24 protein-coding genes, 1 tRNA gene and 1 pseudogene are annotated in these 24,002 nt (G+C 64.8%); 13 read left to right on the plus strand and 13 right to left on the minus strand.

Annotated elements, in window-relative coordinates:
* Positions 1–159: pseudogene (locus FHP25_RS42065) on the minus strand (IS5/IS1182 family transposase); the annotation flags it as partial.
* A gap of 94 nt (positions 160–253) precedes the next feature.
* On the opposite strand from FHP25_RS42065, the gene FHP25_RS33980 reads away from it, so the two are divergent.
* Positions 254–472 (plus strand): hypothetical protein, encoded by a 219-nt coding sequence (locus FHP25_RS33980; RefSeq protein ID WP_147851443.1) that lies wholly within the window; start codon positions 254–256, stop codon positions 470–472.
* Between the two features lie 172 nt (positions 473–644).
* Here the strand turns inward: FHP25_RS33980 and FHP25_RS33985 are convergent, their stop codons facing one another.
* Positions 645–1,367 carry a DNA-3-methyladenine glycosylase I gene (locus FHP25_RS33985; RefSeq protein ID WP_147851444.1) on the minus strand — a complete coding sequence of 241 codons (723 nt, stop codon included), beginning with the start codon at positions 1,365–1,367 and terminating at the stop codon, positions 645–647.
* 169 nt (positions 1,368–1,536) lie between these two features.
* Between FHP25_RS33985 and FHP25_RS33990 the strand changes: the two genes are divergently transcribed.
* Entirely contained in the window at positions 1,537–3,126 is a 1,590-nt protein-coding gene (locus FHP25_RS33990) for an acyl-CoA synthetase (RefSeq protein WP_147851445.1), read from the plus strand.
* Positions 3,127–3,160: 34 nt separating this feature from the next.
* Here the strand turns inward: FHP25_RS33990 and FHP25_RS33995 are convergent, their stop codons facing one another.
* Complete coding sequence (locus FHP25_RS33995) at positions 3,161–4,786, minus strand: gamma-glutamyltransferase family protein (protein WP_231712579.1); 1,626 nt, start codon at positions 4,784–4,786, stop codon at positions 3,161–3,163.
* 192 nt (positions 4,787–4,978) lie between these two features.
* Between FHP25_RS33995 and FHP25_RS34000 the strand changes: the two genes are divergently transcribed.
* From FHP25_RS34000 to FHP25_RS34015, 4 genes are all read left to right on the plus strand, one after another.
* Entirely contained in the window at positions 4,979–6,082 is a 1,104-nt protein-coding gene (locus FHP25_RS34000) for a TRAP transporter substrate-binding protein (RefSeq protein WP_147851447.1), read from the plus strand.
* A gap of 88 nt (positions 6,083–6,170) precedes the next feature.
* Complete coding sequence (locus FHP25_RS34005) at positions 6,171–6,416, plus strand: antitoxin (RefSeq protein ID WP_147851448.1); 246 nt, start codon at positions 6,171–6,173, stop codon at positions 6,414–6,416.
* Between the two features lie 261 nt (positions 6,417–6,677).
* On the plus strand, positions 6,678–6,899 hold the full coding sequence (locus FHP25_RS34010) for a hypothetical protein (RefSeq protein WP_147851449.1): 222 nt from the start codon (positions 6,678–6,680) through the stop codon (positions 6,897–6,899).
* Positions 6,892–8,340, plus strand: a complete 1,449-nt coding sequence (locus FHP25_RS34015) for an amidase (protein ID WP_147851450.1) — start codon at positions 6,892–6,894, stop codon at positions 8,338–8,340. Before FHP25_RS34010 ends, FHP25_RS34015 begins: the two co-directional genes overlap by 8 nt.
* A 120-nt stretch (positions 8,341–8,460) precedes the next feature.
* On the opposite strand, the gene FHP25_RS34020 is transcribed toward FHP25_RS34015, so the two are convergent.
* Together FHP25_RS34020 and FHP25_RS34025 are read right to left on the minus strand one after the other, a co-directional pair.
* Positions 8,461–9,189 (minus strand): hypothetical protein, encoded by a 729-nt coding sequence (locus FHP25_RS34020; protein ID WP_147851451.1) that lies wholly within the window; start codon positions 9,187–9,189, stop codon positions 8,461–8,463.
* A 109-nt stretch (positions 9,190–9,298) separates the two neighbouring features.
* The gene (locus FHP25_RS34025; protein ID WP_147851452.1) at positions 9,299–10,267 is read right to left on the minus strand and encodes an aldo/keto reductase; all 969 of its coding nucleotides are present in this window, start codon (positions 10,265–10,267) and stop codon (positions 9,299–9,301) included.
* A 217-nt stretch (positions 10,268–10,484) separates the two neighbouring features.
* Between FHP25_RS34025 and FHP25_RS34030 the strand changes: the two genes are divergently transcribed.
* Complete coding sequence (locus FHP25_RS34030; RefSeq protein WP_147851453.1) at positions 10,485–10,832, plus strand: hypothetical protein; 348 nt, start codon at positions 10,485–10,487, stop codon at positions 10,830–10,832.
* A 148-nt stretch (positions 10,833–10,980) separates the two neighbouring features.
* Here FHP25_RS34030 and FHP25_RS41105 read toward each other — a convergent pair whose 3' ends face one another.
* Positions 10,981–11,148: a hypothetical protein gene (locus FHP25_RS41105; RefSeq protein ID WP_178133987.1), complete on the minus strand. Its 168-nt coding sequence runs from the start codon at positions 11,146–11,148 to the stop codon at positions 10,981–10,983.
* Entirely contained in the window at positions 11,145–11,327 is a 183-nt protein-coding gene (locus FHP25_RS34035; RefSeq protein ID WP_147851454.1) for a hypothetical protein, read from the minus strand. Before FHP25_RS34035 ends, FHP25_RS41105 begins: the two co-directional genes overlap by 4 nt.
* Before the next feature lie 194 nt (positions 11,328–11,521).
* Here FHP25_RS34035 and FHP25_RS34040 point away from each other — a divergent pair, with 194 nt between their 5' ends.
* Together FHP25_RS34040 and FHP25_RS34045 are read left to right on the plus strand one after the other, a co-directional pair.
* Complete coding sequence (locus tag FHP25_RS34040) at positions 11,522–11,731, plus strand: hypothetical protein (protein WP_147851455.1); 210 nt, start codon at positions 11,522–11,524, stop codon at positions 11,729–11,731.
* An 814-nt stretch (positions 11,732–12,545) separates the two neighbouring features.
* A tRNA-Arg gene (locus FHP25_RS34045) sits at positions 12,546–12,622 on the plus strand.
* Between the two features lie 596 nt (positions 12,623–13,218).
* On the opposite strand, the gene FHP25_RS34050 is transcribed toward FHP25_RS34045, so the two are convergent.
* Positions 13,219–14,295 (minus strand): AAA family ATPase, encoded by a 1,077-nt coding sequence (locus tag FHP25_RS34050; protein WP_147851456.1) that lies wholly within the window; start codon positions 14,293–14,295, stop codon positions 13,219–13,221.
* Positions 14,296–14,569: 274 nt separating this feature from the next.
* Here FHP25_RS34050 and FHP25_RS34055 point away from each other — a divergent pair, with 274 nt between their 5' ends.
* Positions 14,570–14,845 (plus strand): hypothetical protein, encoded by a 276-nt coding sequence (locus FHP25_RS34055; protein WP_147851457.1) that lies wholly within the window; start codon positions 14,570–14,572, stop codon positions 14,843–14,845.
* 91 nt (positions 14,846–14,936) lie between these two features.
* Here FHP25_RS34055 and FHP25_RS34060 read toward each other — a convergent pair whose 3' ends face one another.
* Positions 14,937–15,914, minus strand: coding sequence for a hypothetical protein (locus FHP25_RS34060; RefSeq protein WP_147851458.1), 978 nt, complete (start codon positions 15,912–15,914; stop codon positions 14,937–14,939).
* A gap of 930 nt (positions 15,915–16,844) precedes the next feature.
* On the opposite strand from FHP25_RS34060, the gene FHP25_RS34065 reads away from it, so the two are divergent.
* Positions 16,845–17,522 carry a recombinase family protein gene (locus FHP25_RS34065; RefSeq protein WP_147851459.1) on the plus strand — a complete coding sequence of 226 codons (678 nt, stop codon included), beginning with the start codon at positions 16,845–16,847 and terminating at the stop codon, positions 17,520–17,522.
* Between the two features lie 1,016 nt (positions 17,523–18,538).
* Complete coding sequence (locus tag FHP25_RS34070) at positions 18,539–19,837, plus strand: hypothetical protein (RefSeq protein ID WP_147851460.1); 1,299 nt, start codon at positions 18,539–18,541, stop codon at positions 19,835–19,837.
* On the opposite strand, the gene FHP25_RS34075 is transcribed toward FHP25_RS34070, so the two are convergent.
* Positions 19,821–21,245 carry a tyrosine-type recombinase/integrase gene (locus FHP25_RS34075; protein WP_147851461.1) on the minus strand — a complete coding sequence of 475 codons (1,425 nt, stop codon included), beginning with the start codon at positions 21,243–21,245 and terminating at the stop codon, positions 19,821–19,823. The two genes, FHP25_RS34070 and FHP25_RS34075, sit on opposite strands and share 17 nt — an antisense overlap.
* Positions 21,246–21,620: 375 nt before the next feature.
* Between FHP25_RS34075 and FHP25_RS34080 the strand changes: the two genes are divergently transcribed.
* Positions 21,621–21,953, plus strand: coding sequence for a hypothetical protein (locus tag FHP25_RS34080; protein ID WP_147851462.1), 333 nt, complete (start codon positions 21,621–21,623; stop codon positions 21,951–21,953).
* A 19-nt stretch (positions 21,954–21,972) separates the two neighbouring features.
* On the opposite strand, the gene FHP25_RS34085 is transcribed toward FHP25_RS34080, so the two are convergent.
* The 3 genes from FHP25_RS34085 to FHP25_RS34095 are packed head-to-tail and all read right to left on the minus strand — an operon-like array spanning position 21,973 to position 23,968.
* On the minus strand, positions 21,973–22,509 hold the full coding sequence (locus tag FHP25_RS34085) for a hypothetical protein (RefSeq protein WP_147851463.1): 537 nt from the start codon (positions 22,507–22,509) through the stop codon (positions 21,973–21,975).
* 17 nt (positions 22,510–22,526) lie between these two features.
* Positions 22,527–22,973 (minus strand): hypothetical protein, encoded by a 447-nt coding sequence (locus FHP25_RS34090; protein ID WP_147851464.1) that lies wholly within the window; start codon positions 22,971–22,973, stop codon positions 22,527–22,529.
* Between the two features lie 50 nt (positions 22,974–23,023).
* Positions 23,024–23,968 (minus strand): DUF2950 domain-containing protein, encoded by a 945-nt coding sequence (locus FHP25_RS34095; protein WP_178133988.1) that lies wholly within the window; start codon positions 23,966–23,968, stop codon positions 23,024–23,026.
* Positions 23,969–24,002 lie beyond the last annotated feature (34 nt).

Below are 24,002 nucleotides of genomic sequence, written 5' to 3' on the forward strand. Positions count from 1 at the left end.
CGACCCCGAGCCGCGATACGACTTCACCATGCAAGACAGGTCCAGCCGATCAATCACCTCGACCACGAACCGCGCCAGGTGACGCTCCGGAAGCCACTCGTCCACCGACGGCGGCAGCAAAAAATCGATCTGACGATCAACTTGGCGGAAATTACTCATCACAACCACGCTGGCTCGAGCCAATATCAACCCTCGATAATGAATCTCATTCCAGCTCTCGGCTCAAGTCCGACAGGCTGCTAGAGGAGGCACGATGTCGGTCCAGGCGCGACGAGCACGCTACGTTCCGGTCGAGCAGGGCTTCAACATCGTGCGCCCCTCCATCGCGCCGCAAGCATTCGAGCCGCAAAAAGCCTGCGCATTCGCGACCGACGCCGCCACCGGGATCGTTCCGCTCGATCTTTCATCGCCTCTTGTCGTCCTGAGCGAAGCGAAGGACCTTGCGGTGGGTCGTCAGAGAATTGTGTGCTGATGCGCACCGGCATCTGCAGTGCCTGGGGCCAACACCGCAAGATCCTTCGCTTCGCTCAGGATGACAGCTGTGAGAACCGCGCTTCTTCCTAAATGCGCTACGTCCAGGGAGAGCGTGCATGGACTGATGCTCATCGGCAGCCTTCTCGACCGGGTGCATCAGGCCGTCGGCGCTACTCCTCGCCGCTCCCCATCCGGCGCAGGGCCTCGGCTTCGTAGTTCGGGCCGATCGACATGGCGCAGATGCGTGACACGTGCAGGACCGGCAGCCCGCTCTCGGCGGCCCAGGCGTTGAACTGGTCCTGGATCTTGCGCCGGTCCTTCTTCGAGGTCGGCTGCTCGGCGATATCGAGGCCTGAATCGCGCAGGCAGGCGATCACGTCGCGCGACAGCACGAAGCCGTCCTTGCCGATGAAGCGCAGGAGATACTGCCCGGTGTTGCCGCCCAGCCGCGCCCCGCGCTTGGCCAGCAGCTCCAGCAGGCCGATCTGGTCGGTCGCCGGCCAGGCGGCCAGGAACTTGCCGAAGCTGCCGTGCTCGGCCGCGATCTCGGTCACGAGCTTCGCGTTGTCGCGCACCGCCATGATCTTGGCGCCGTTGCGCACGATGCGCTGATCGCGCGTCAGCGCGTGCCAGAACTCCTCGGTCTCGAACAGCAGGCGCTGGGGCACGAAGCCGAGAAAGGCTTCCTCGAAGCCCGGCCACTTGTTCTCGATCACGCTCCACACGAAGCCGGCCGAGAAGATGCGCTTCGTCATCTCGGCCAGTGCCCGATCGTCCTTCAGCCGCGCCAGCGCCTTGGCATCGGGCGGCGGCGGCAGCAGGTCGGCCAGGGCGCGCTCGCCGCCCTTGCGCTTGGCGGCCCGGGCATGGATCGTCTTGAAGGAGGATGGCATGGTCGTCGTCCGGGAATCTGAAGCTGTGGAGTCTTACGCGAGCGCAGGCGGTTCGGAAAGGCGACGGCGCGGTGTTGCTTCATATGCGACAGCCCGGTCCGGATGCGATAAGCGGGAATGCTGCGGCCTTCGGCGCAGCACAATCGAAAACCGCGCGGGAGGCGGCGACATGACGGATGAGCTTGCGACCACGATCCAGCGCGCGCGGACCCAGGGCATCGGCGACATGCTGCGCCGCTCCGCCCGGCGGCTCGGCGACAAGATCGCCATCCAGTGCGGCGTCACGACCTGGACCTACGCGCAGATGAACACAATCTGCGACCGCCTCGGCCGCGGCCTGCGCCGGTTCGGCGTGACCAAGGGCGACCGGGTCGCGGTGCTGTCCCGCAACTCGCACAGCTTCGCCGCGCTGCGCTTCGCGCTGGCGCGCATCGGCGCCGTGATCGTGCCCATCAACTTCATGCTCAACCCGGACGAGATCCGCTTCATCCTGGCGAGCTCGGGCGCGACGGTGCTCGCCGCCGGCCCGGATCTCATCGACACGGCGCGGGCCGCATCGGCGACGGGCTGCGCGGTCAGGTCGCTGGTCTGGCTGCCCGGCGAGCAGCCGTCGGCACCGGCGGCCGGCATGACCACCTTCGACGACCTGCTCGATGGCGATGCGACGCCGCTCGGCGCCGAGGTCGACAGCCGCGACCTGGCGCAGATCATCTACACCAGCGGCACCGAATCCCTGCCCAAGGGCGCCATGCTCAGCCACGAGGCGGTGATGTGGCAGTATGTCAGCTGCATCATCGAGGGCGGCATGGCCGAGGATGACGTGGTCCTGCACGCCCTGCCCCTCTACCACTGCGCCCAGCTCGACGTCTTCCTCGGGCCCGCGATCTACCTCGGCGCCACCAGCGTGATCATGGGCCAGCCCGCGCCCGACCTGATCCTGCCACGCATCGCCGCTCATCGCGTGACGTCGTTCTTCGCGCCGCCCACCGTATGGATCGGCATGCTGCGCTCGCCCGCTTTCGATGCGACCGACCTCACCAGCCTGCGCAAGGGCTACTACGGTGCGTCGATCATGCCGGTGGAGGTGCTGCGCGAGCTGCAGCAGCGTCTGCCGGATGTGCGCTTCTGGAACTTCTACGGCCAGACCGAGATCGCACCGCTGGCCACCGTGCTGAAGCCCGAGGACCAGGTGCGCAAGGCCGGCTCCGCCGGCAAGCCGGCGATCAATGTCGAAACCCGGGTCGTCAACGAGGCCATGCAGGACGTCGCGGTCGGCGAGGTCGGCGAGATTGTGCACCGCTCGCCACATCTGCTGTCGGGCTACTACAACGACCCGCAGAAGACGGCCGATGCCTTCGCCGACGGCTGGTTCCACAGCGGCGACCTCGCCACCGTCGATGCCGACGGCTACATCACCGTCGTGGACCGCATGAAGGACATGATCAAGACCGGCGGCGAGAACGTCGCCAGCCGCGAGGTCGAGGAAGTGATCTACCGCCTGCCGCAGGTGTCGGAAGTCGCCGTGGTCGGCCTGCCCCATCCCCGCTGGATCGAAGCGGTCACGGCGATCGTAGTCGTCAAGACCGGCCAGGCCTTGACCGAAGCCGCGGTCGTCGACCACTGCGCCAAGGCCATGGCGCATTTCAAGACTCCCAAGCGGGTGGTCTTCGTCGACAGCCTGCCGAAGAACCCCAGCGGCAAGCTGCTGAAGCGCGAGCTGCGGCAGCGCTACCTGGACGCGCCACGGTCCGATCGATAGGGTATCGGCGCCGCCGCGTGTCCCGACACCGTCCTCACGCCGTCGCGACGTAGCCGTCGCGGCGCGGGTCGCAGGCGCCGGTCATGGCGCCGGTGGCGGCGTCGATGGCGATCGCCTGCATGCCGCCAACGCGCATGTGCCAGGCCGGCAGCGGCGAGACGGCATGGCCGCGCTGGCGCAGCGCCGCCTGGGTCTTCTCGTCGATGCGGCTCTCGGGGTGCACGGCGCGGCCGTCCATCAGGCGCGCCCGCGGCGCCTCGATCGCGTCCTGCAGCGGCAGGCCGAAATCGAGGTGCTGGACCAGCGCCTGCACCTGGGTCTGCAGGATGCCGTAGCTGCCGGGCGTGCCCAGGGCCAGCGCCGGCTTGCCGTCCTCGCGCAGGCCGATGGACGGCGCCATGCACACCGGCAGCACGCCGCCGGGCTTCGACCGGTTGGGGCTGTGCGGATTGACGTCGGCCCAGTACAGGAAGTTGTTGAGGCACATTCCGGTGCCGGGCACCACGACGCCCGATCCGAACGGGCTGCCCAGGCTCTGGGTGACGCACACCACATTGCCGTCGCGGTCGGCGATCGAGAACGAGGTCGTGTGCTGTTCGGCCATCGCGGCCGCCGCTGGTGAAGCCGCCGGCGGCGCGCCGGGCGTCCATTGCTCCGTCGGCCCTTCCACCGGCTGGCCGTCATGCAGGCGCGCCCGCAGCTGGCCGACATGCGCGTCGCCCAGCAGCCATGCCAGCGTCTCCGACGAGGGGTGGTTGTGGGCGATGCGGGCGCCGGCAGCGAGGCGGATGGCGCGCCAGACGAGGTCGAGATGCTCGACGCCGTTGCGCTCCAGGCGCGCCAGGTCGGCATCCTCCAGCAGCCGCAGGGTCAGCAGGTACTGGAAGCCCTCGCAGGGCGGCGCCAGCGTGTGCAGGCGCAGGCCGCGATAGGTGACGCAGAGCGGCTCGCCCCAGACTGGCCGCGCGGCCTCGAGATCCTCGATCGTGAGGCAGCCGCCCGCCGCCTGCAGGTGCGCCACGACGGCGCGGCCCAGGGCGCCGCCATAGAGATGGCCGGGGCCCTCGGCGGCCAGCGCCTCCAGGGTGCCGGCCAGATCGGGCTGGCGCAGGATGAAGCCGGGCTCCACCCGGCCGGTGCCGTCGGTGTAGGTGCGGGCCCAGGTGTCGAACAGCGCCGTGTGGCGCCGCAGCTCGGGCGCGGTGCCGCGTGTCTCCTCGACGTTGAACTCGATCAGCGGATAGCCGTCGCGCGCCAGCGCGATGGCCGGCGCGAAGATCTCGGGCAGCGCCTTGCGGCCATGGACGCGCACCATCTCGCACCAGCCGGCCAGATTGCCGGGCGTCCCGACCGAGAGCGCGCCGCGCGCCAGCTCCTCGCGCTGCGTGAAGCGCTCGACGGGGAAGCGCCGCGGGATCGGGTTGACGAAGTTCAGCGTGCGCACCCGGCCTTCGGCCGCGACGTAGCACGCCGCGTAGCCCAGGCCGGCAAGCCCGGACATGTAGGGCTCCACCACGTTGAGCGCCGCCGCCGTGGCCGCGGCCGCATCGAAGGCATTGCCGCCATTGCCCAGGATGCGGGCACCGGCCTGCGCCGCCAGCGGGTGGGCCGCGGCAACGACGCCATGGAGGGACGAGATCGTGGGACGTTTGCCGTGCAAGGTGGTGTCCTCCGCTGCGACCGCCAAATCCTGCACCGTCCCGCCGCCCGGTCGCCACCATCGATTCCGCCATGGCTGGCCCGCAACCATGAGGCGACGGGGACCGCTGCCGCGCCGCCGCCCGTGCTACGCTCCCCGCCAAGGCCGCGGCATCGATGGCGATGGCGACGGCCGCAAGCACAGGAGGAACCGATGCCCACGCTGCGCCGGCGCGTCACGCGCCGCAACCTTGCGCCCCTGGCCGCCACCACGGCGGCCGCCGCCCTGGCCACGCCCGCCATCGCCCAGCCGGCGGGCGAGCTGGTGCGCTGGCGGCTGGTCTCCAGCTTCCCCAAGAGCCTGGACACGCTGTTCGGCGCCGCGCTCACCATCGCGCGCGTCGTGGGCGAGCTGACCGACGGCAAGTTCGTGCTGCAGCCGTTCGCGGCCGGCGAGATCGTGCCGGCGCTGCAGGTGCTGGACGCGGTCTCCAACGGCACCGTGGAATGCGGCCACAGCTATACCGGCTACTATATCGGCAAGAACCCCAGCTTCATCTTCGACGGCTCGGTGCCGTTCGGCCTCACCCCGCGCCAGCACAACGCGTGGCTGATGTTCGGCGACGGCCGCAAGCTGATGGACGAGGTGTACGACAGCTTCAACGTCGTCGCCCTGCCGGCCGGCAACACCGGCGGCCAGATGTTCGGCTGGTTCCGCAAGGAGCTGAAGACGCCGGCCGATTTCCAGGGATTGAAGATGCGCACCGCCGGCTTCGGCGGCAAAGTGATGGCCAAGCTGGGCGCCGTGCCGCAGCAGATCGCCGGCGGCGAGATCTATCCGGCGCTGGAGCGCGGCACCATCGATGCCTGCGAATGGGTCGGCCCGCACGACGACGAGCGGCTGGGCTTCCACAAGGTCGCAAAATACTACTACACGCCCGGCGTGATGGAGATGGAGGCGATCAACCAGCTGTTCGTGCAGAAGGCGGCGTGGGATGCGCTGACGCCGCGCTACCAAGCGGTGCTGCGCTACGCCTGCAACTACGCCATGACCGAGATGCTGGCGTCCTACGATGCCAAGAACGCCACGGCGATCGCCCGCCTGGTCGCGGCCGGCACGCAGCTGTCGGTGCTGCCGACCGAGGTGGTGCGGGCGCTGCGCGGCGCGCTCGAAGCCGTGCTCGACGAGGAGGCGGCCGCCAACGCCCAGTTCAAGAAGGTGCTGGAGAACTGGCGGCACTTCCGCAGCGACCAGCACCGCTGGTTCTCCATCTCCGACACGAGGGCGGAGTTCGCGGCCTATAATTCGGTACGATGAGGCGGCCGGCTGGACTCTGCTCCTGGCAGGTTTCACATACCGACCTCGGATGCCATTATCAACAGTATGTGGCATTCGAGGTGATCCGATGGAAACGGCCAAGCTGTTCCGATGCGGACGTTCCCAAGCGGTCCGGTTGCCGAAGGATGTTCGCTTTCCAGGCAGGAAAGTCCGCATCCGACGCCACGGCAGCGCCGTCATCCTCGAGCCCGTTGCCAGCGACTGGAGCTGGCTGGACGCGATCGTCGACAAGCTTGACGACGATTTTATTGAGTTGATGAAGGAAGAGCCGCAGCAGCAGGATCGCCCCGGGCTGGATGATCTCTTCCGGTAATCCCTCGGCGAAAGCAATAGCGGTGCTGATGCCCATCAGCACCTGCAGTGCCTGGGATCAACACCGCAAGATCCTTCGCTTCGCTCAGGATGACAGCCGTGGGACGCGACGGCTTTCCTACGAGCGTGTGCCGAAGTTACGAATCAAGACCGACACACCTGCCGCATGGTTTTTGCATCGGCATGGCTGTCATCGTGCCACGCCGCATGCAACTATGCCGTACATAATGCCCGTCATGCCGACGCGGCAGGAGACTGCGCGATGACCACACCGCTGTCCGACGACGACCTCAGGCTGGAGCTCGACATTGTCGCGAGGAAGGCCGGACTGACCATTCCGGCGGACCGCCATGATGCGGTCCTGACCAGCTACAAGGAGCTCAAGCGCATGACCGCGCTGATGCGCCAGCCGCGCGGCGCGGCGGCGGAGCCGTCGAACATCTACTCGCTCGTCGGCAGCCGCCGTGGAGGCCGCCATGGCTGAGGCGCAGGCGCTGCACACGCTGTCGATCGCGGAGGCCGGTGGCCGGTTGCGGGCCGGCACGCTGACATCGACCGCGCTCACCCGCGCCGCGCTGGAGCGCATCGCGACGTTCGACGGCGCCCTCGACAGCTTCATCACGCTGACCGCCGAGCGGGCGCTGGCCGACGCCGCGACGGCCGATGCCGACTTCAAGGCCGGCATCGACAAGGGGCCGATGCAGGGCATCCCCTACGGCCTCAAGGACATCTACGACACCGCCGGCATCCGCACCACCTGCCACTCCAAGCTGCGGCTGGATGTCGTGCCCACCACCGACTCGGTCGTGGCGCAGCGGCTGAAGGACGGCGGCGGCGTGCTGCTGGGCAAATTGGCGACGCACGAGTTCGCCATCGGCGGCCCCAGCTTCGACCTGCCGTTCCCGCCGGCGCGCAATCCGTGGCAGCGCGACCACATCCCCGGCGGCTCGTCGTCCGGCTCGGGCGCGGCCGTGGCGGCCGGGTTCTGCCGCATGGCGATGGGATCCGACACCGGCGGCTCGATCCGCGGGCCGGCGGCGTTCTGCGGCATCGTCGGCCTCAAGCCAACATACGGCCTGGTGTCGCGCCGCGGCGTCTTCCCCCTGTCCTACACGCTCGACCATTGCGGCCCGCTGGCGCGCACGGTCGAGGACTGCGCGCTCACCATGCAGGTGATCGCAGGCTACGATGCGCAGGACCCGGCCAGCGCCGACGTCGACATGCCCGATTTCAGCCGCGGCCTGGACTGGGGCGTGCACGGCCTGAAGATCGCCGTGCCGCGGCATTTCTACGCCCGGGCCGACGGCGTCTCGCCGGAGACGATCGGCTTCATCGACTCGGCAGCCGAGGCGCTGGCCCGGCAGGGCGCCAAGGTCGAGGAGGTCACCCTGCCCGACTACGACCTGTTCAACGCCTGCGGCCGCATCATCCTGAACGCCGAGGCCTATGCGATCCACGAGCAGGACTTCCAGACCCGGCCGCTCGACTATGCGCGCATGACCTACAGCCGCATCATCACCGGCGCACTCATCTCGGCGGCCGACCTGACGCAGGCGCTGCGGCTGCGCCGCGAGCTGGCCACCGCGCTCAACGCCCAGGTGCTGCAACGCTACGATGCGCTGATCACCGCCTCGTCGCTCGGCCAGGCGCCGCGCTTCACCGACTACCGCGACGGCTACCCGACGGCGTGGCCGATGCAGTCCATGCCGTTCAATGTCACCGGCAACCCGGCGATGTCGGTGCCGACCGGGTTCTCGAGCGCGGGCCTGCCGCTGTCGCTGCAGATCGTCGGACGGCCGTTCGACGAGCCCATGGTGCTGCGCATCGGCGCGGCGCTGGAACGCGCGCTCGGCCTCGTCGACCGCTGGCCAGCGCTGGCGGCAGGCGAGCCGGCCCGGGCAGCCGCGACGGTCGCGGCGTCATAGGGACGCCGCCGCCTATATCCGCCGCGGATGCCCGGGCCAAGGCAGGTCCGCGGCATCGCGCGGCGCCGACAGGGCAGCCTGCCGTGACCCGGCCGGACCGGCGATATCCGCTCCGGCGGCTCAAGCGCTGTGGCGGGATGGTGCGGACACGCAGCCGCGCTGCGCTGCGGCTTGGATATCGAAGACATCGTCCGTCTCATCGTCGGCGAGCTCGACCTCGAGCCGCAGCCCGGACGGCATCATGACCATGAAGTCGAAGCCGTCCTTGCCCAGGCGCTCGCGCAGCTGCCGCAGCCGATCGTTCGTCATCGCCAGCGTGTCCGCCGGACCCGGCACATAGGTGGGCCTGCCTGCCCTGCCGAAGGTGAAGACGTCAGCGCAGCTGTCAGGGTTCACGCCGCCGAAGATCTGCTGCGCGGCGGCCAGAAGCGGCGGCGGCGGGAAGCCGATCGAGCCGGCCCAGGCTATAAGGTCGCGCACCAGCTTGCACGCGTAGGCGGGCCTGACAGCCCTGAACGGCGCATCATCACTCATCGCCTCGATGACCTGGGCGGCTTCATCGGGGATGACAGCCTGCGCGTCGACGTCCTTGACGCCCAGGCAGAACGCATCGAGCAGGAACGAGCACAACATCGTCTCGCCGGGCGCGCCGCGCACCACGACCAGCCGTGCCACGCCGGATTCGAACAGGCCTTCCTGCAGCAGGCAGTGGCGGAAGGGACCCGCGGCGGCACGGCGAATCCGGGCCGGAAGCGACATGTCCAGCACGGCGATCCGGCGACGTTCCGCCAGCACCGCCTTGCGTCGCGCGGCCTTCTGGTATCGCCGATGCGCCATGTTCTTTGCCATGGGTTTGACCTTGATCAGAAGGGGCGAGGCCACCCTAGGCACGCGTCCACCACCCGTCCAGCAGCTGCCGCCGACGCGCTGAGGATAACCGGAGCGTCTGCGGCTTTGCTCAGGGTGCCTTCTGCTCTTCCAGGCGGTCGGTGGCCGGCGGCGGCGTGCGTGAGAAGGCGGCGATCTCGGCCCGCAGCTGCGGCGTCATGTCGACGGCGGCGGCGGCCAGCGAATCCCGCAGCTGCTCGACGTTGCGGGCGCCGATGATGGGCGCGGTGACGGCTGGATGCGCCCCGACCCATGCGACGGCGGCGCTGACCGGATGCAGGTCGCGCTGGCGGCAGAAGGCGACGTAGCGTTCGGCGGTCTCGAACGCCCAAGGCTCGCCGTAGCGCGCCTCGTACATCTTGTTGGTCTTCAGGCGTCCCGTCGCCTGGCCCAGATACTTGCCCGACAGCAGGCCGGCGGCGCCGGGGCTGTAGGGCATGACACCGATGCCGTTGGCCAGGGCCATCGGCAGGATCTCGACCTCGGCCTGGCGCTTGACCAGATTGTACATCGGCTGGATCGCCTGCAGCCGCGACCAGCCATGGCGCTCCTGGACGCCCACCGCCTGCTGCGCCTGCCACGCCGTCCAGTTGCTGACGGCGGGGTAGATCACCTTGCCCGCGCGCACCAGATCCTCGAGCGCCCGCATCGATTCATCGATCGGCGTCAGCCGGTCGAACTGATGCAGGAACAGCACGTCGATGCGATCGGTCCCGAGGCGCCGCAGGCTGGCCTCGACGGCGCGCGCCGCGTGGCGGCGGGAATTGCCGCGGGCATTGGCATCGGCGCCGGTGGCGCCGAAGCACTTGGTGGTGAGGACCAGCGCGTCGCGGTGGCCGGCGCACAGGCGGCCGAGGATCTCCTCGGAGCGGCCGCCGTTGTAGACGTCGGCGCAGTCGAAGACGTTGATGCCGGCATCGCGGCAGGCCTTGTACATCGCCGCCGACATCGCCTCGTCGGCATCGCCGCCGAACGACATGGTGCCGAAGCAGAGCTCGGAGACGGAGATGCCGGTGCGGCCCAGGGGCTTGAGCTTCATGCGCCGACTCTAGCGCCGATCCGGCCGCGGTCAAACCGGGGCGCGGATGGCGAAGCGATGGGCGGCCCGCCGCAGAGTGCCGCGACGCCCCAATTCCGCCTCAAATCGCCCCGGTCTTTTCACAAGAAATCCCTAGTGGCAACCACATCGGCCATCACGGTCGCTGCAACAAAGTTGGGGACAGCAGCTGTCTTATCGTGCAGGGGAGAGAAAGCTCATGTCTCGCAAACTTCTTGCCGCTCTGATCATCGGCACTCTCGGCGCCGGCCTCAGCACGCAGGCCATGGCCGGCGACTGGAACAACAAGGCCGCCTGGTCCGCCAAGGGCGGCGGCGACCGCGACGGGCGCAGCGACTGGCGGCATCGCGGCTGGGAGCAGGGCAATCACAACGGCTGGCGCGACCGCAACCATGACGGCCGCGTCGACTGGCGCGACCGCCCCGGGGTGCGCGACTTCAACCACGATGGCCGCGTCGACTGGCGCGACCGGCGCATCCTCAGCCGCAACGACCGCAACCACGACGGCCGGCTCGACTGGCGCGATCGCCGCTCCTGGTGGTGGTAAGGGAACGCGCGAGATCGAGACGGGACGCGAGCCCGCCGGCAAAGCGCGCGCCGTCGCATCATCTTCCGGCGGGCCGCATCATCGTGCGGCCCGGCTGCATGCGGCGGCCGGCCACGCCGACACCATCTGACGACGCGGCCCGAGAGGCCTACCAGGGATCACTGCGGACCGGGCCTTGCCTCAGCCGCGCCATCTCCCGCTCGAGCGCCTCGACGCGCTCCCACAGATCAACGACGATCCTCGACAGGGCGGCCTCGTCAGCAGCGATCTCCGCCGCGACCTCCTCTGCCGGCTTCCAATCGGCATGCAACGTCATGGCAGCACCTCCTTGATGGTCGACACTTCGCAGGCAAGGCCCGTCAACGTCGCGCCCTGCGCCGCGGCGCGAAGGAAGGCGATCAGCGCTACATCCAATTCTAGCGGCGATTCCGGCCGGCGTCCTTGCGCTGCGTCAACCACGTCACGCATGCCGCCCGTCAGGCCGACGGTAGACATCAAGCTTGTCTCCACCTGCCGAGATGGTCATGAGCGATGCTCATGAGGCCCCGCGCGCTTTGAGGGCGGGCGCGACAAAAGCCACTTGCCGACGACCATCGGCTCGCATCATCAGGATGTCATCAGCACCCGGAGAGATAGTGCGCGATACTGCAAATTGTATCGGGGTCAGCGCCAACCGGGAGAGGCTGTGCATGTTCAAGGTTGGAGAAATCTACAGGATCACGATGATCGAGGGCGATTTGTGGTCGGAATATCCATCGTGCGAGATCCTGGACGTCAACAACACGCTCATCAAGATCAGGGGCATGTCGTTCCCGAACGAAGGCCAGCCGATCATCATCAACACCGCGTCCAGCTCGTTCATTTCGGCAGAGAAGGTCGATACGGACACGATGGCCTAGCTCGGCCGGCCTGTGGCCCGGCGCGGCAGCCGCGGGACGATCAACACGAGCGCCTTGCGGCCGGGCACGAATGGCTTCATGGCCCGCCTCGGGTCGAGGCGCCACGATCATGCATCCGGTATCGACAACGGCCCAGGCCCGACCTTGTATTCCCGCTTGGTGTCGCTGCTGGAGCACGGCGCCGTCCGGCGGCGCGGCCTGGTCGTGCGGCTGACCCATACGTGATGGTGCGCCTGCCCACAGTACGGGCATCTGATCCGAACCTGCGGCGCGATGTCATTGGTCCCGGGGATCAGCTGCCCCAGGACGACGGGTATTTCATCTTTGTCATCGGCCATGGGCGCCCCGGTCGGCAATCAAGCTGCCCACGAGCCCTCTCGACTCGCGGGAGCCGAGCGACCCGCTGAACTTGACTGCACGCTGCAGGGTTTTTCGCGCCCCTATGGAGCTGGACGGCCCGTCGGTCTCGGCGCGGACCTACCGTCCACCGAGCCGTAGCGCCGTCCTGCATACTGCTCATGGGCGGCGTTCATGATGTCCGGGTCTCAGGCGCTGAGGGTCGCGGAGATCGAGGCCGGCATGGTCACGTAGTTCCTCGTATCGGCCTGTCCGACCCGGGCGCACGATCCGTCATGACGCCGGAGGCACGGTGGAGCGGCATCGCGAAGCTGGTGCCGCGATGCTGCTGATCGAGCGGCCCACGCTGGGCACATCCTCAGGGCACCGAGTGCCTGACAGAAGTCCCAGGGCCAAAGCAAGGCCTCGTGTTGTGCGGGGCGGCAAAACCTGATAGGTCAATGGCTTAGGCGCCTGGGTCCCCGTAGCTCAGCCGGATAGAGCGGCGGTTTCCTAAACCGTAGGTCGGAGGTTCGAATCCTCTCGGGGACGCCACCTGTCTCCTATCCTGAAATATCCCGCAAAATCAATGGCTTACGAAACTGACGATTTCGCATTAGGGGACAGCTTTAGGGGACAATCGAGCCACTCTCAGAACCCTTGGTTTGCAGTTTGCAGCCCATTGGACAGGCAAAAGTGCAAACAAGTCTCCTGTCACGCTCCGGGGGACCAGAGGGAGCTTCGCTCTCTCCTCTGGCCCTCCCTACGCTCTAGGCTCGCCTGCGGCTACGCCGCTCCTACTACTGGCATTGCCGCAAGCAAAGCCCCTCAGCGACCATAGGGAAACCGTACCTCACCGCTGCCCCAGCCTATGACTGGCAGGACGAAGACGAGGGCCGACTGCGCTGGCTGTCGGTGGACGAGGAGAAGGCCCTGGACGGCTGGCTGAGGTCCTTCGGTCGGGACGAGCCCTAGGGTCCCTAAGATTTCCCAGGGCCATCCACTCCACGCTCCAGGGTCTAACAGCAACAACAAGCGGGGCTTTACCCGGCTTTGCGAAGTGGGGTCAGCCCATAGGGCCAAAGGGGCTCGGAACCGGTCCCGTAGGAGTCCCAAGCCCGTCCGCCCCCGCACCGCTCGCCCCCGCACCCCTAGAAGTCCGAAGCCCCCTTAAGCCTCTTCACTACTGTCTCCTCCTCGGTCCCATCCTTTGCAGCCTCCAGAAGAGTCTTAGCCTCGCCCCTCTTCAGCAGCCCTGAAGCCTCAGCCCTCTTGATGAGCCTCGTCACCTGATAGTCCTTAAGATCAAGCGCCAGACCAAGCTCCCTCTGTGTGCTGTGCTTCCCGCTCCTCAGCCCTTCAACAATCTCCGCAAGCTTCGCGTCCTCATCAACCGTGACGGCCCACTGCCCCGACTCCCCGAGGCTCCATCGGTTCTGCTGAACACTCGCGTCTCCCCTATTCCGGTTCTTCTCGAAGACCACGGAGAAATCAGCCTCATACACCTTCGCGTCCTTGGGCTTCTTCAGATGCACGATGGCATCAAAGGTCGCTGCAATGGCTGAGCTACCGCGATAGGAGTTCCCGCCCTTGTTGCTGTGGTGGATGAGAATGGTGGTCACACCCTGAGCCTTGGCCCCCAATAGGTTCCCTATGGCTGCCTTGAACGCAGTCGCGTCGTTCTCATCCTTAAGAGAGTCAGTGAGGGTCGTGAAGTTGTCGAAGATCACGACGTCCGGCCTAGCCTCTTCGATCATCTCAGCGATGAGCTTCTGTCCCGCATCGCTGGCAAGATCAACCCACACCGGGGCCTTGGTCCCCTTTGTGGTCTTCTGTGCCAGCCTAGGCACAAAGAGGATGTTGGCCGCCGCCACTGGTGGATAGATGGTGTCCCGGTATCCCTCAGCAATGACCTTGATGCGCTCTTCTAGGCTCCATGTTGGCATCTCGCCATCGACATACAGCACTCGCCTTGGCTTGTCGGTCCTCCATCCAGCTATCTCGCCTCCCCCGGCCAGAACCCAAGCCAGCGTGAGGGCAAACCATGTCTTCCCGACTCCCGTGTCCGCGTAGACCATGGCGTTCTGTCCCTCGCGAAGCCACGGCGAGAGTAGGTAGTCAGGTAACGGGCTGCTGCCCTTCAAAAGATCGGACGCCGTAAGCGCCACAAAAGGAATGTGCTTCTTCGCGGCCTCAAGCGAGCCGGTGGTTTTCGTCGTCGTGTTCATGCTCGTGTTGCTGTTGTGGTGGTCAGGCCCAAGGCGCTCAAGAGGCCCCCGGCCTATCGTCGTCGGTCTACAAATTCTCAGATAGAAAGACCAAACAAGGTACTACCCTTCTCGCCTCCCTATTGCTGTCCGAAGACTGTTTTCAGGGACAGGTTACTGCTGTGGTCTTACCCCAATTGTGCTGACGGTTGACGCGAATACTCACGGGACTCATGATCCCCTAAGCCCCTCGAAGGGGGCTTTCGGAAACCCTTTGCACTGAAGGTCTCGCGCCATGCTGCTGTCCGCCGTCGTCAACGAAGCCGACCACGACACCGTTGTCCGCTTCGATCGCTGTGCCTCACAGGGCCTAGCCCGCTTGAAGTTCAAGAGCGAGCCGGCCGGCCTCTACACAGTCGAAGCCTCCATTCGCCCCGAAGGCCGCTCCCGCTGGCAACGGGTCTTTGTGGCCCCCGAGACCCCTCTTGCTGATCTTGGCGGGTTCGCTCTGGGAGCGATGGGGGAAGCCCTTGAACGCCTTGGGCCACTGAGCGGCGCTGGCCGCGCCTAACCTCTCCGCAATGGAGGACGCAGGGCTCCAGCCCCTAATGAGGCATACGGAGCCCTGTATCCCTACGCTGTACTATAGGAGGAGGACGCCTCTACCTTCCTCTTCCCCAGAGCCCCGCAGCGGACCCAAGCGAGCCAATAGCGGAGGCAGTTCCCAAGATACCCGGGATGATGCCTAGAGACTGTGATGTCTTCGAGGACGAAGCCGTCCCCGGACCACCACCCCAACCGGAGAAGTTGAAATAGCGGTCAAGCAACTCCCAGGGTCGTTGATCGCTCTCGGACCACTTCTGGGCCTGTTCATCCAACTGGCCTTGCGAGTCCTGCTGATAGGCATTCCCCGCCGTAGACTGCATGTCGAAGCCAGCGCCGGCATTCGCCGCTGCACTACCGACCAGCGAAGACCCCAAAGACCCCGCGTTCCCGATGGCCGCATTGGCGCCCATCAGGTTATCGAAGCTCCTGTTGTACTGGTCCTGAGCCATCCCTAGGCCGCTCTGGAACGCTTGGCCTCGCATGGAGGCTCCAATATCCGCGACCCTATCCGCAGCACCACGGCGCATGATCCCTTCAGCCACACCGGTACGGCTGCTGTAGGCGTTACCGCTGGCGCTGGCGCTGTCATTCAACTGCGGTAGGTCGTTCTCATTGAGATTGCGGACCACGTCTCGCGACGAGGCATCAACCATGCTGTCCATGTAGGGATTGGAAGCATATCGACCAGCGTTGTTGACGATGGCCTCAGTTGGGTCATTGCCAGCCATGCCATACAGCGCATTGGCATTGGCCCCAAAGCTCCCAGAGGCATTGAGGTTCGCAAGCCCCGGCGTAAGCCCCGCCATCCCCGCTGAAGTGAAGCTACCTCCCGCCCTGAACATATTGTCCAAGGTGGACTGCTGCATGGGGTTCAAGCTGGCGTAGGTCGAACCTTGGTAGCTCGGGGAACCCTTCTGGTCGTTGTACAGCCGCTGAGCCTCCGAGAACGTCTCGTTGATATAGGGCTTCTGTGGCCCGTAGACATCCGGATGACTCTCACTCTTCGACTTTGAAGAGCCGAATAAACTGCCCATTGGTTTTGGGCCTTTCTGTTGTTGTTGGGTTGACCCGGGCCGCACCCTCAACCTGAGTGCAGCCCGGGGATCGGAGAGAAGCCTATCCGGTCTCTCCTGGGGTCAGAGGGCATCGCTTGAAGCTCTTAAGCCTCTGACTCCAGCAAAGGCCGGCATGGCCCCTCCTCTGGAATAGTGCGGATTAAATCCCCACCCTCCCCTAGGCGAAGGGCCTCCTGGGATACGCCCGACCATAAGGCTTCCCCCTCCTCCGCTTCCTGGAATAGGGGGGAATAAATACCCCGCCCGACGCAAAGCCCCCCTGGCTTAGCCCTTGGGAGGGCTTGCCTGGAGAAGTGCTGATTAATTGAGGCCTCCCCTATAGGGGGATTAAATGGTCTCCGCCCTGGGCGCTTCCTGGGATAGTGCTGATTAATTGGGTCAGGCCCGGGCTTCCTCAGCCCCAGGCACCAATAGCCCTTCAGAGCCGTTTTCAGACTCATACAGAGGGTTTTGAGGCGTTTGGGTAGGTTGTGGCCCTCAGCCACTCCCTAGCGTCTGGCGAGTCCCTAAAGCCCTCCTGGGAGGGTCTAGTCCATTTGTCTTCTCCTCGAAGGGCCTGACCCTAAAAGATCGCATAATATATGCAAATTAATGACCCAAAGTCTCGCTCTGGAATATGAGGATTAAATCCCCTCAGCCTACCCCGGCTTTCATGCATAGTTAATGCATATACCTTGAAGGGGGCAATGCAGCCGTCTCGCCTGTAGACAGACGGCCCTCTGCGGGAGGCCGTCGCCTTCCTTTGCCTTCTCAACATGGCGCCGGACTCTGGAATAGCACGGATAAATACCTAACCGCGTGGCCTCCCCTGCCATGTTACATTGACCTCATCGAACGTTGTTGTTAATGTAACAGTCACAACGACACCAATCCCAAGGGGACAGGGACATGGCTACCGGACGCTTCGTGGCCTACTACCGGGTCAGCACCGCGAGACAGGGACGCAGCGGCCTTGGCCTTGAGGCCCAAAGGGAAGCCGTGGGAGCATACCTCAACGGTGGCGACTGGAAGCTCATTGCGGAAGTCACTGAGATTGAGTCTGGCAAGCGGAGCGACCGCCCTGAGCTTGCCCGGGCTCTCGCCCTGTGCCGTGTCCGCAACGCCACTCTAGTCATTGCCAAGCTAGACCGCTTGTCTCGCAACCTCGCCTTCATCGCGAACTTGATGGAGAGCGGAGTTGAGTTCGTTGCGGTAGACCTTCCCGTCGTGAACAAGCTCACGCTCCATATCCTCGCAGCCGTCGCTGAGAGCGAGAGAGAGGCTATCTCTCAGAGGACCAAGGTGGCTCTAGCCCGCGCCAAGGCTCGTGGTGTGGTCCTGGGCGGGGACAGAGGCAATCTCCCCAAGGTCGCCAAGAAGGGCTCCAAGGCCAGCGCAGCAGCCCGCAGCGATGCCGCCGCGAAGCGAGCGAAGGACCTACAGGAAATCATCACTGATCTACGCCGCGAAGGCGCATCCTCCCTACGCCAGATAGCAGCCGGGTTGACGGAGCGGGAAATCTCCCCGCCGCGTGGTGGTGCGTGGTCAGCGACGCAGGTTGCAAGGGTGCTGAGGCAGGCAGCGTAAATGTCGGAATGCCCGGGGCCAAATGCCTGCGGTCCTGCCTGCGTTGATCCGTAGACCGTTCGGTCCTCCCGGCCACGGTAGCCTTGGAGCGTCGGAGCGGTCGGGACTCTTGGGACCCCCTTGGGACTCCTACGGGACCGGTTCCGAGCACTTAGGCGCAGCGTTCGACCTACCCCACTTCAAAAAAGCCGCTAAAGCCCGGCCTTGTTGTTGGTGTTAGACCCTGGAGCGTGTAGTGGCGTGCTGGAAATTCCGAGACCAGTCGGACTACTTCGCTCGCTCGATGGTTCTTGCGCTGAAAAGCAGATTGAATCATCCTCTCCATTCAACCGCGTTGATTGCGGAAGGGGAGGGGTTGGTATGCGGAGAGGCGTTCGCATCGCTGGCGGGCTGTTGCTGGCCGCATCTATTCTAGGAGCCTGCGCTACAGAGGCCGATAGGGAGCGCAGAGCGGCTGAGCGGTATCAGCGCTACCAAGACAAGGCTGCGGAGCGCTGCGCTTCTGCGGGGCTCCTAAGGGGCTCTGAGGCCCATTCGCAATGCACGGTCCGCGAGGCTTCCGCGATGGAGCGTGAGTACAACGGTGGAGGCCGTGGAGTGGTCTGCATGCCGATGTACGGCGGCAACGTGATTTGTAAGTGATAGGGGGGATAGCCATGCGCAGGGGAGTCGCGGCCATTCTGGCGCTAGCCGCAGTCCTTGGGGCCTGTATGTCACCGGAAGAGGAGGAGGCAGAGCGGAAAGCTTACGAAGAGCACCAAACCCGCAGGCTCGAAGCCGCCGCTAAGATATGCGACACCACAGGATACGAACGAGGCTCCGATGCCCATGGGAATTGCGTCGCCACTGTTCTCAACGGCGCATCGCGGCCGGCTCCCTCTCCTGTGATCTATGCCCCTTGGCCTGCCGCCCCGCAACCCCCGCCGCCGGCTTCGGGGTTTGTCCATTGCTGGCCATCCGACCGTCGTGGCGGGATGATCTGCCAATAGTGCGACTGCCGCCCCTCCCCAACACACATGCCCAAGACGCCGTACACCTTCAACTCCAGAGTGAACATCACTGAGCTAAAAGAGCTAGTGGTTCAGATGCTCGAAGTTATGGGGAGAGGGCCTGATGGCCGCGGCATTGCGCCGATACGAGCGGACTTCTTCTTTCAAGACCGCTTGGCATTCGTGAACGACGGCATCGACATTCCGGGTTCCTTAACGTCAAAGGAGAAGCGCCATCTTATCTTCAAGGCATTCTGCGACGCTAAAGGGGAAGGAGCCAGTTCATACGAGGGGTTTAGCCGTACGCTGGGCTCTGTCATCCAAGCTCGACTGGGCCTCCCGCAAAGCCGCTTCTATCTGACCACATCAGTCTCTCTAGACCGGTCAAAGCTTCAAGCGAACCTTCGCTTTTCCCATGCAGGCGTTCGGATGCAAATCAGTCGAGCTTATCCGCGGCGCCTAAAGCCCTTCAACAGGCCATCACGAAGAGGCGACGAAGAACCCGCCAGTTCAATCCCACCGCTAGGGTACAGCCATTTGACAGCGACAGTTCAGGCCCAGACCTTGGCGTCCGCGGCTGACCATATATTCCCCGCACTTGACCTATGGATGGGCATTCTTAACCACGCGTTTCCCGATGGACGCATCGCCTGGGTCTATCCCCCTCAGCCGGTCAACCGGCTTCGACTTGGGAAGTGGCACATCTTCTATGACGATGCGGGCAACCCTCGTGAAGATCATCCTTGGTATGACCCCGAATACCAGCGCGTCAACAACTTGCAAGAATTCCCGGCGGCCGAAAGCCCGTTTTGGAAGCGCTATAGGCGGGCCGTTGGGTTCATCAGACGTAGGAGCGACCTTGGGACGCTAATGATTTCCTACTTCCGCAACATGTACGACGCCGGCAGTTTGCGGGACCCGCACCTACGCCTGTTGCGGCACTGGGGAGTCCTCGAAACGCTGCTTGCGCTGCCTGACAAAAACACGACGACGGATAAAATAGTCGAGCGGGCGTCATTCACGTCGGCCCAGCCACAGTATCGTAAAAAGCGCCTCAAGATCATCGGTGAAGTAAGAAACCGTTTTGTTCATCGAGCCATAAGGGACGATGACCCCTTAAACTTCGATGAAGACCTCCGCGACTACCTTCGTGGTCTGGCAGGCTATTTCATATCCGGGAAGCACGGCTGTCGGACGCACGCAGAACTGTTGAAGCTGCTCGACATGAGTTGGGACCGGAAGGCTCTGCGGGAGCATGCGCGTCACACCAAGATTGCTATGCTGATGCGGGCAGGCGGCGACCCAAAACCTAAGAAGGGAGAGTAGCCCTTCGCGCTCCCTTTGTAAGGGCGGCGCTGCATTGGCCTTTCAAAGCGGGATACTTGATCTTCTCAACGGCCTCCCTTCGCTGCCTCAAGGACGTCCCACCACTGTAGGTCCCATAGGTGATCCTTGGCTTCTCGTGGCCCACGATATCGGCCGTCACGTTCTCCGATATGCCGGCCCTCTCTAGCTGCGTCGTCACGGTCTTGCGGATGGAATGGAACACCTGTCGGCTGTTGAAGCCCATTGCCCTCTTCAGCCTACCGAACCGTTTGCCTATGCCCGCAGAACGGTCACCGTATTTGTTAGGCTTCAGGCCGCTAAGCAGGAACCCATCGTCGCTGGCCTGGATGAGCCGTTTCACCACGGGCTTAAGGGCGGAGTGAATGGGAACGTCCCTTACGCCCGCCGTGGTCTTGGCCTCAGTGATCTTGAGGACGACACCGCGAGCCTCAGCGATCCCAAGGCTGCAAAGCTCCTCAATCCTCGCTCCGGTGTAGGCCCCTAGGAGGATCAAGTCGGCAAGACTATCATCGTCCTTCTCCTTTGCCGCCTTCCAGAGGCTCACGACTTCCTTGGGCTCAAAGGGAACGTACTTGTCCCCGCCGCTCTTGCCCTTCTGCTTTGCCCGCCGTGAAACATCGTGCTTGGCGAACGGCTCCATCTCCTCAGAGACCACTTCACGGTCCTGTAGCCACTTCCAGAAGCTACGCAGAGGGGTCAGGCTCCGGTTGACGGTTGTCCCGGCGCCCCCCGCCTCAAGGCGCTTCTCGATCCATTCGGCAACGGCCTTGCGAGTGATATCGTCCGCATGGGGATGCGTCTCAAGGAAAGCGAGAACGTCGCTCTTCCCCATGCTCGCGGTCTTGTCCTGTACATCTCTGCTGTAGGCCCTGTGCCAATCGTCAACGTGCGGGAGGAGCGGCGCTGTCTCACCAGTCGCCACCTTGAACCATCGTTTCGCGGGCGGCCCACCTAGAGCCTCGATAACAGCACGCCGATTGCTGTCCAATTCCCGGCTCTCGCGCTCCCGCATTTCATGTTCAATTTCCTGCCAAGGAACACCCTTGAGAAACCGCTTCTCAGCGGCGTCTTCTATATCATCTCGGACCGCATCCAACAGGCTGTCATCGCCGCTGGAGGCCAGCAGCGCCTTCGCGCCCCTCCACTGCTTCAGCCACTCCAGGGCGCCGCCATAGTCACTGCCCGGTAGCCCACCATTGCGGGCTGCCACCACCCGGCGTTGGAAATCGCCGCTCTCCGCCAATGCCCGCAAAGTCGCGTCACGCTTGAGCTTTGTCCCTAGGTGCTTCCAAAGCTCCCTCTTGCCGTCGAAGGCTTCGCGAACGTCCGGCGGAACCTGGAACCTCGCGTACCACGCACCGTTCTTGAACCTGAGGTAGGTAGCCATGGAGAAGCCAGTTAGGGGACATGTTTAGGGGACATTCCTATGGCTGAATTGCAGCAAAATCAATGGTTCTGGGCATCAGACACCCCTTGGTCCGCGTCTCCTCTCGGGGACGCCATCTTCCGAACAATAGAGAGAACCTCGGGCAACGAATCAGACGTGCCGGTTCATGTCCGTTGCTCGACAATGGCTTTGGCGCCTTCAACGATCTCGCCAGAGAAAGAGCCACCGGCTACCGTCTTCGGTCGGTCGAGGCTGCGCGGTGCCAAGTCGATCGTGATCGCATGCGCCTCTGCCCTCAATCCTCGTGCAGGATGATCCGGTTGAGGCCCGGAAAGCACCGTGACAGCTTGGTGCGAGCTCACCACGGAGGTGACCATGGACGACGGGACGCGTGAAGCGATCCGCGACGAGGTGCGCACACAGCTGCAGGCGGAACTCCAGCGTATGTCTGCCCGCATGGCGTCGCACGAGATGTTCATGCTGCATCTGGTCTCGGTGATCGACCGTCACAGCACGCTTTCGCGTCGCGAGCTTTCCGCGACGCTGAAACGGTGGGTCGACCGCGAGACGGTGCGGCTCGAGCCGCTGACGCGGCAACGCCTGCTGGGCTTCATCGAGATGCTCAAGCTCACGACACTTGACCCGACGCCGCAGGAGATGCGCGCGCGCCTGCGCGTGCTGCCGGCCACGGTCGTGCCCAAGGATTGATCGATCGGGTCGTCCGTTCTCAGGGAAGCTTGTACTTCAGGTCCCGCCAGAAGACGATGCCTTCAGCCTCGACACCTTGGGTTGCCGCGGTGCCGGCACCGAGCTTGCCGATGCTCGTGCGCACGGTCATCGGCCCTTCCCCCGACATGCCGGCAAGGCGTCCCGACCCGCCCGTGATGACGAACCTGCCGCTGCAGCCGACAAGGAAGTAGCCGCTGCACGTATACCGGCCATAGATCTCGCCGCCGTCCTCGGCCGTGATGAGGCAATGGCCGCTTCCCTGATGCGCGCGATCCTCGGTCCGGATCTCCAGCGCTGCCGAGCAGGCGATCGTGCCGGCGCGCATGGGGCCTTCCGAACCGTCGATGTACAACGGTCCCTCCAGTGTTCCGACGAACGTTCCCAGCTTCTCCCCGATTCTCAGCGTCGCACCCTTTGCGCGCACCACGGAAAAGGCGTTGATCCCCGCTTCCTCCGACTGTGCCAGCGATGGTGCCAGAAAGCTCATGGCCACGAGCGCCGACAGGACGGACCGTGTGACAAACCTTGAGATCATCGTCGCCTCCCACCACGCTACTTCATCTGGACGACGATGCCGTCGCCGCCGATCGTCAGGGCCAATCCCTCCCGCCTGGCGCGAAGGTGCATCTTCACGCCGTTGCTGTTTTCCAGCCAGAGCTGGCCGCGACCGGTTTCGCCGACAGCGATGCCAGTGCGCGCGCCGCCATATAGTCCGGGGAACTGTTCGATGCGGCTCAATCCCTGGACCGTGCCGACGGCCTCCAGCCTGTTGATGCCGAAGCCGCCGACACCCAGCCCGCCGATCGAGAATTCATAGGTGCGGCCCTGGAAATGGAGGCGGCCGCTGCCGAGATTGCCGCTCAGCAGGAACGCAATCTGCACCTGGTTTATCTCAACCGTGCCCGAGGGCGCCTGGGCCGGCGCCGATATCGACCCACCGGCCGCGCCGATGAGCGAGGCGACCACCGCGCCTGCGACCATCCTCGACCAACTCGCCATCTCTTCCTCCGCAGAACTGAAATGCTACCCCTCTGGCGCGGCAGGACCGGTCAGTCCTGAACCAGCTCCCATGTCTTGTCGGGGTTGTACTCGGTGATCTGCCGCACCACGGTCTCCGTGTTCGGCCCCAGATTCTTCTGGTAGATACGGCCCTGGCGGTTGACGACGAACGTCATCACGCCGCTCTCCCCCCACCTGGCCGGGTATGCGATGAGCGCGTGCCCGGCGATCATGTTGCCATTGATGATGTAACTGTGCGCGCCACCCGGTGCTGTCGGCCCCTGCCGGGTCAGGATGCGGAAGTAGTAACCGTAGTAAGGCTCGGGCTGACCGGGCGCAGCGCCCGCCACGACCGGATCGACACCGGCGGCGGCCACCTCTTCGATGATCGGGCTGCGATCGGCCTGATCTGGCGACAACCAGTACAGGCCGTCCCGCTTGCCGGGCGTGCTGACGAAGCGCTGGGCGTACTCGGGAACGTCATCACCGTCGCGGTCAACGCCGGCATACGCCTGCTGGGCGCGCAGGTACGCAACGCAGGTCTCGAGCGCTTCCATTTCGTTCTCGCCGACGATGCGGTCGATGATCTCCTCACGGCCGGCGATGACGTCGAACTGCCAGGTCCCGCCGTGGCGCACGATGGGAATCGCCATGGGCCACGCGGTCTGGCCGACGCGCACCACGCGCGTGCGTTCGTCCTTGGCTTCGAGCTTGAGCGCATCGTCGGCCAGCCGCAGGAACTCAGCCGCCTTCTGGGCAACCACATTGCGGTCCGTCAGACCGGTCAGCTTCTGCAGCTCGGCGCCAAACAGTGCCTTGAGCCGGTCGACATCCTTGGCCCGCGCCGCCTCGACCAGAGCGGCGGCAGCTGCTTGCGGCGTGGCGAATTTCTGTTGAGCGTCGGCGGAGCCGGCGGTCAACGACACCGCCAACGCGGCGATCACGATCGTCGGGCGATAGCATGCCGCCCTGCAGAATGAAGCGACCCGTTGCATGACCGGCCTCCCGGAAAGGGCTCTGTCCACGAAG

The sequence above is a fragment of the Vineibacter terrae genome (assembly GCF_008039615.1).
In the GTDB taxonomy this organism is placed as follows: Bacteria; Pseudomonadota; Alphaproteobacteria; order Reyranellales; family Reyranellaceae; genus Vineibacter; species Vineibacter terrae.

Coding starts and splice junctions, on each gene's coding strand:
- FHP25_RS34035 (WP_147851454.1), bottom strand. CDS start 11,327: ATGTCTACCGTCGGCCTGACGGGCGGCATGCGTGACGTGGTTGACGCA.
- FHP25_RS33980 (WP_147851443.1), top strand. CDS start 254: ATGTCGGTCCAGGCGCGACGAGCACGCTACGTTCCGGTCGAGCAGGGC.
- FHP25_RS34030 (WP_147851453.1), top strand. CDS start 10,485: ATGTCTCGCAAACTTCTTGCCGCTCTGATCATCGGCACTCTCGGCGCC.
- FHP25_RS34055 (WP_147851457.1), top strand. CDS start 14,570: ATGCTGCTGTCCGCCGTCGTCAACGAAGCCGACCACGACACCGTTGTC.
- FHP25_RS34020 (WP_147851451.1), bottom strand. CDS start 9,189: ATGGCAAAGAACATGGCGCATCGGCGATACCAGAAGGCCGCGCGACGC.
- FHP25_RS41105 (WP_178133987.1), bottom strand. CDS start 11,148: ATGACGTTGCATGCCGATTGGAAGCCGGCAGAGGAGGTCGCGGCGGAG.
- FHP25_RS34095 (WP_178133988.1), bottom strand. CDS start 23,968: ATGCAACGGGTCGCTTCATTCTGCAGGGCGGCATGCTATCGCCCGACG.
- FHP25_RS34080 (WP_147851462.1), top strand. CDS start 21,621: ATGGACGACGGGACGCGTGAAGCGATCCGCGACGAGGTGCGCACACAG.
- FHP25_RS34025 (WP_147851452.1), bottom strand. CDS start 10,267: ATGAAGCTCAAGCCCCTGGGCCGCACCGGCATCTCCGTCTCCGAGCTC.
- FHP25_RS34090 (WP_147851464.1), bottom strand. CDS start 22,973: ATGGCGAGTTGGTCGAGGATGGTCGCAGGCGCGGTGGTCGCCTCGCTC.
- FHP25_RS34040 (WP_147851455.1), top strand. CDS start 11,522: ATGTTCAAGGTTGGAGAAATCTACAGGATCACGATGATCGAGGGCGAT.
- FHP25_RS34050 (WP_147851456.1), bottom strand. CDS start 14,295: ATGAACACGACGACGAAAACCACCGGCTCGCTTGAGGCCGCGAAGAAG.
- FHP25_RS34065 (WP_147851459.1), top strand. CDS start 16,845: ATGGCTACCGGACGCTTCGTGGCCTACTACCGGGTCAGCACCGCGAGA.
- FHP25_RS34070 (WP_147851460.1), top strand. CDS start 18,539: ATGCCCAAGACGCCGTACACCTTCAACTCCAGAGTGAACATCACTGAG.
- FHP25_RS34005 (WP_147851448.1), top strand. CDS start 6,171: ATGGAAACGGCCAAGCTGTTCCGATGCGGACGTTCCCAAGCGGTCCGG.
- FHP25_RS34010 (WP_147851449.1), top strand. CDS start 6,678: ATGACCACACCGCTGTCCGACGACGACCTCAGGCTGGAGCTCGACATT.
- FHP25_RS34000 (WP_147851447.1), top strand. CDS start 4,979: ATGCCCACGCTGCGCCGGCGCGTCACGCGCCGCAACCTTGCGCCCCTG.
- FHP25_RS33985 (WP_147851444.1), bottom strand. CDS start 1,367: ATGCCATCCTCCTTCAAGACGATCCATGCCCGGGCCGCCAAGCGCAAG.
- FHP25_RS34015 (WP_147851450.1), top strand. CDS start 6,892: ATGGCTGAGGCGCAGGCGCTGCACACGCTGTCGATCGCGGAGGCCGGT.
- FHP25_RS34085 (WP_147851463.1), bottom strand. CDS start 22,509: ATGATCTCAAGGTTTGTCACACGGTCCGTCCTGTCGGCGCTCGTGGCC.
- FHP25_RS34075 (WP_147851461.1), bottom strand. CDS start 21,245: ATGGCTACCTACCTCAGGTTCAAGAACGGTGCGTGGTACGCGAGGTTC.
- FHP25_RS33990 (WP_147851445.1), top strand. CDS start 1,537: ATGACGGATGAGCTTGCGACCACGATCCAGCGCGCGCGGACCCAGGGC.
- FHP25_RS34060 (WP_147851458.1), bottom strand. CDS start 15,914: ATGGGCAGTTTATTCGGCTCTTCAAAGTCGAAGAGTGAGAGTCATCCG.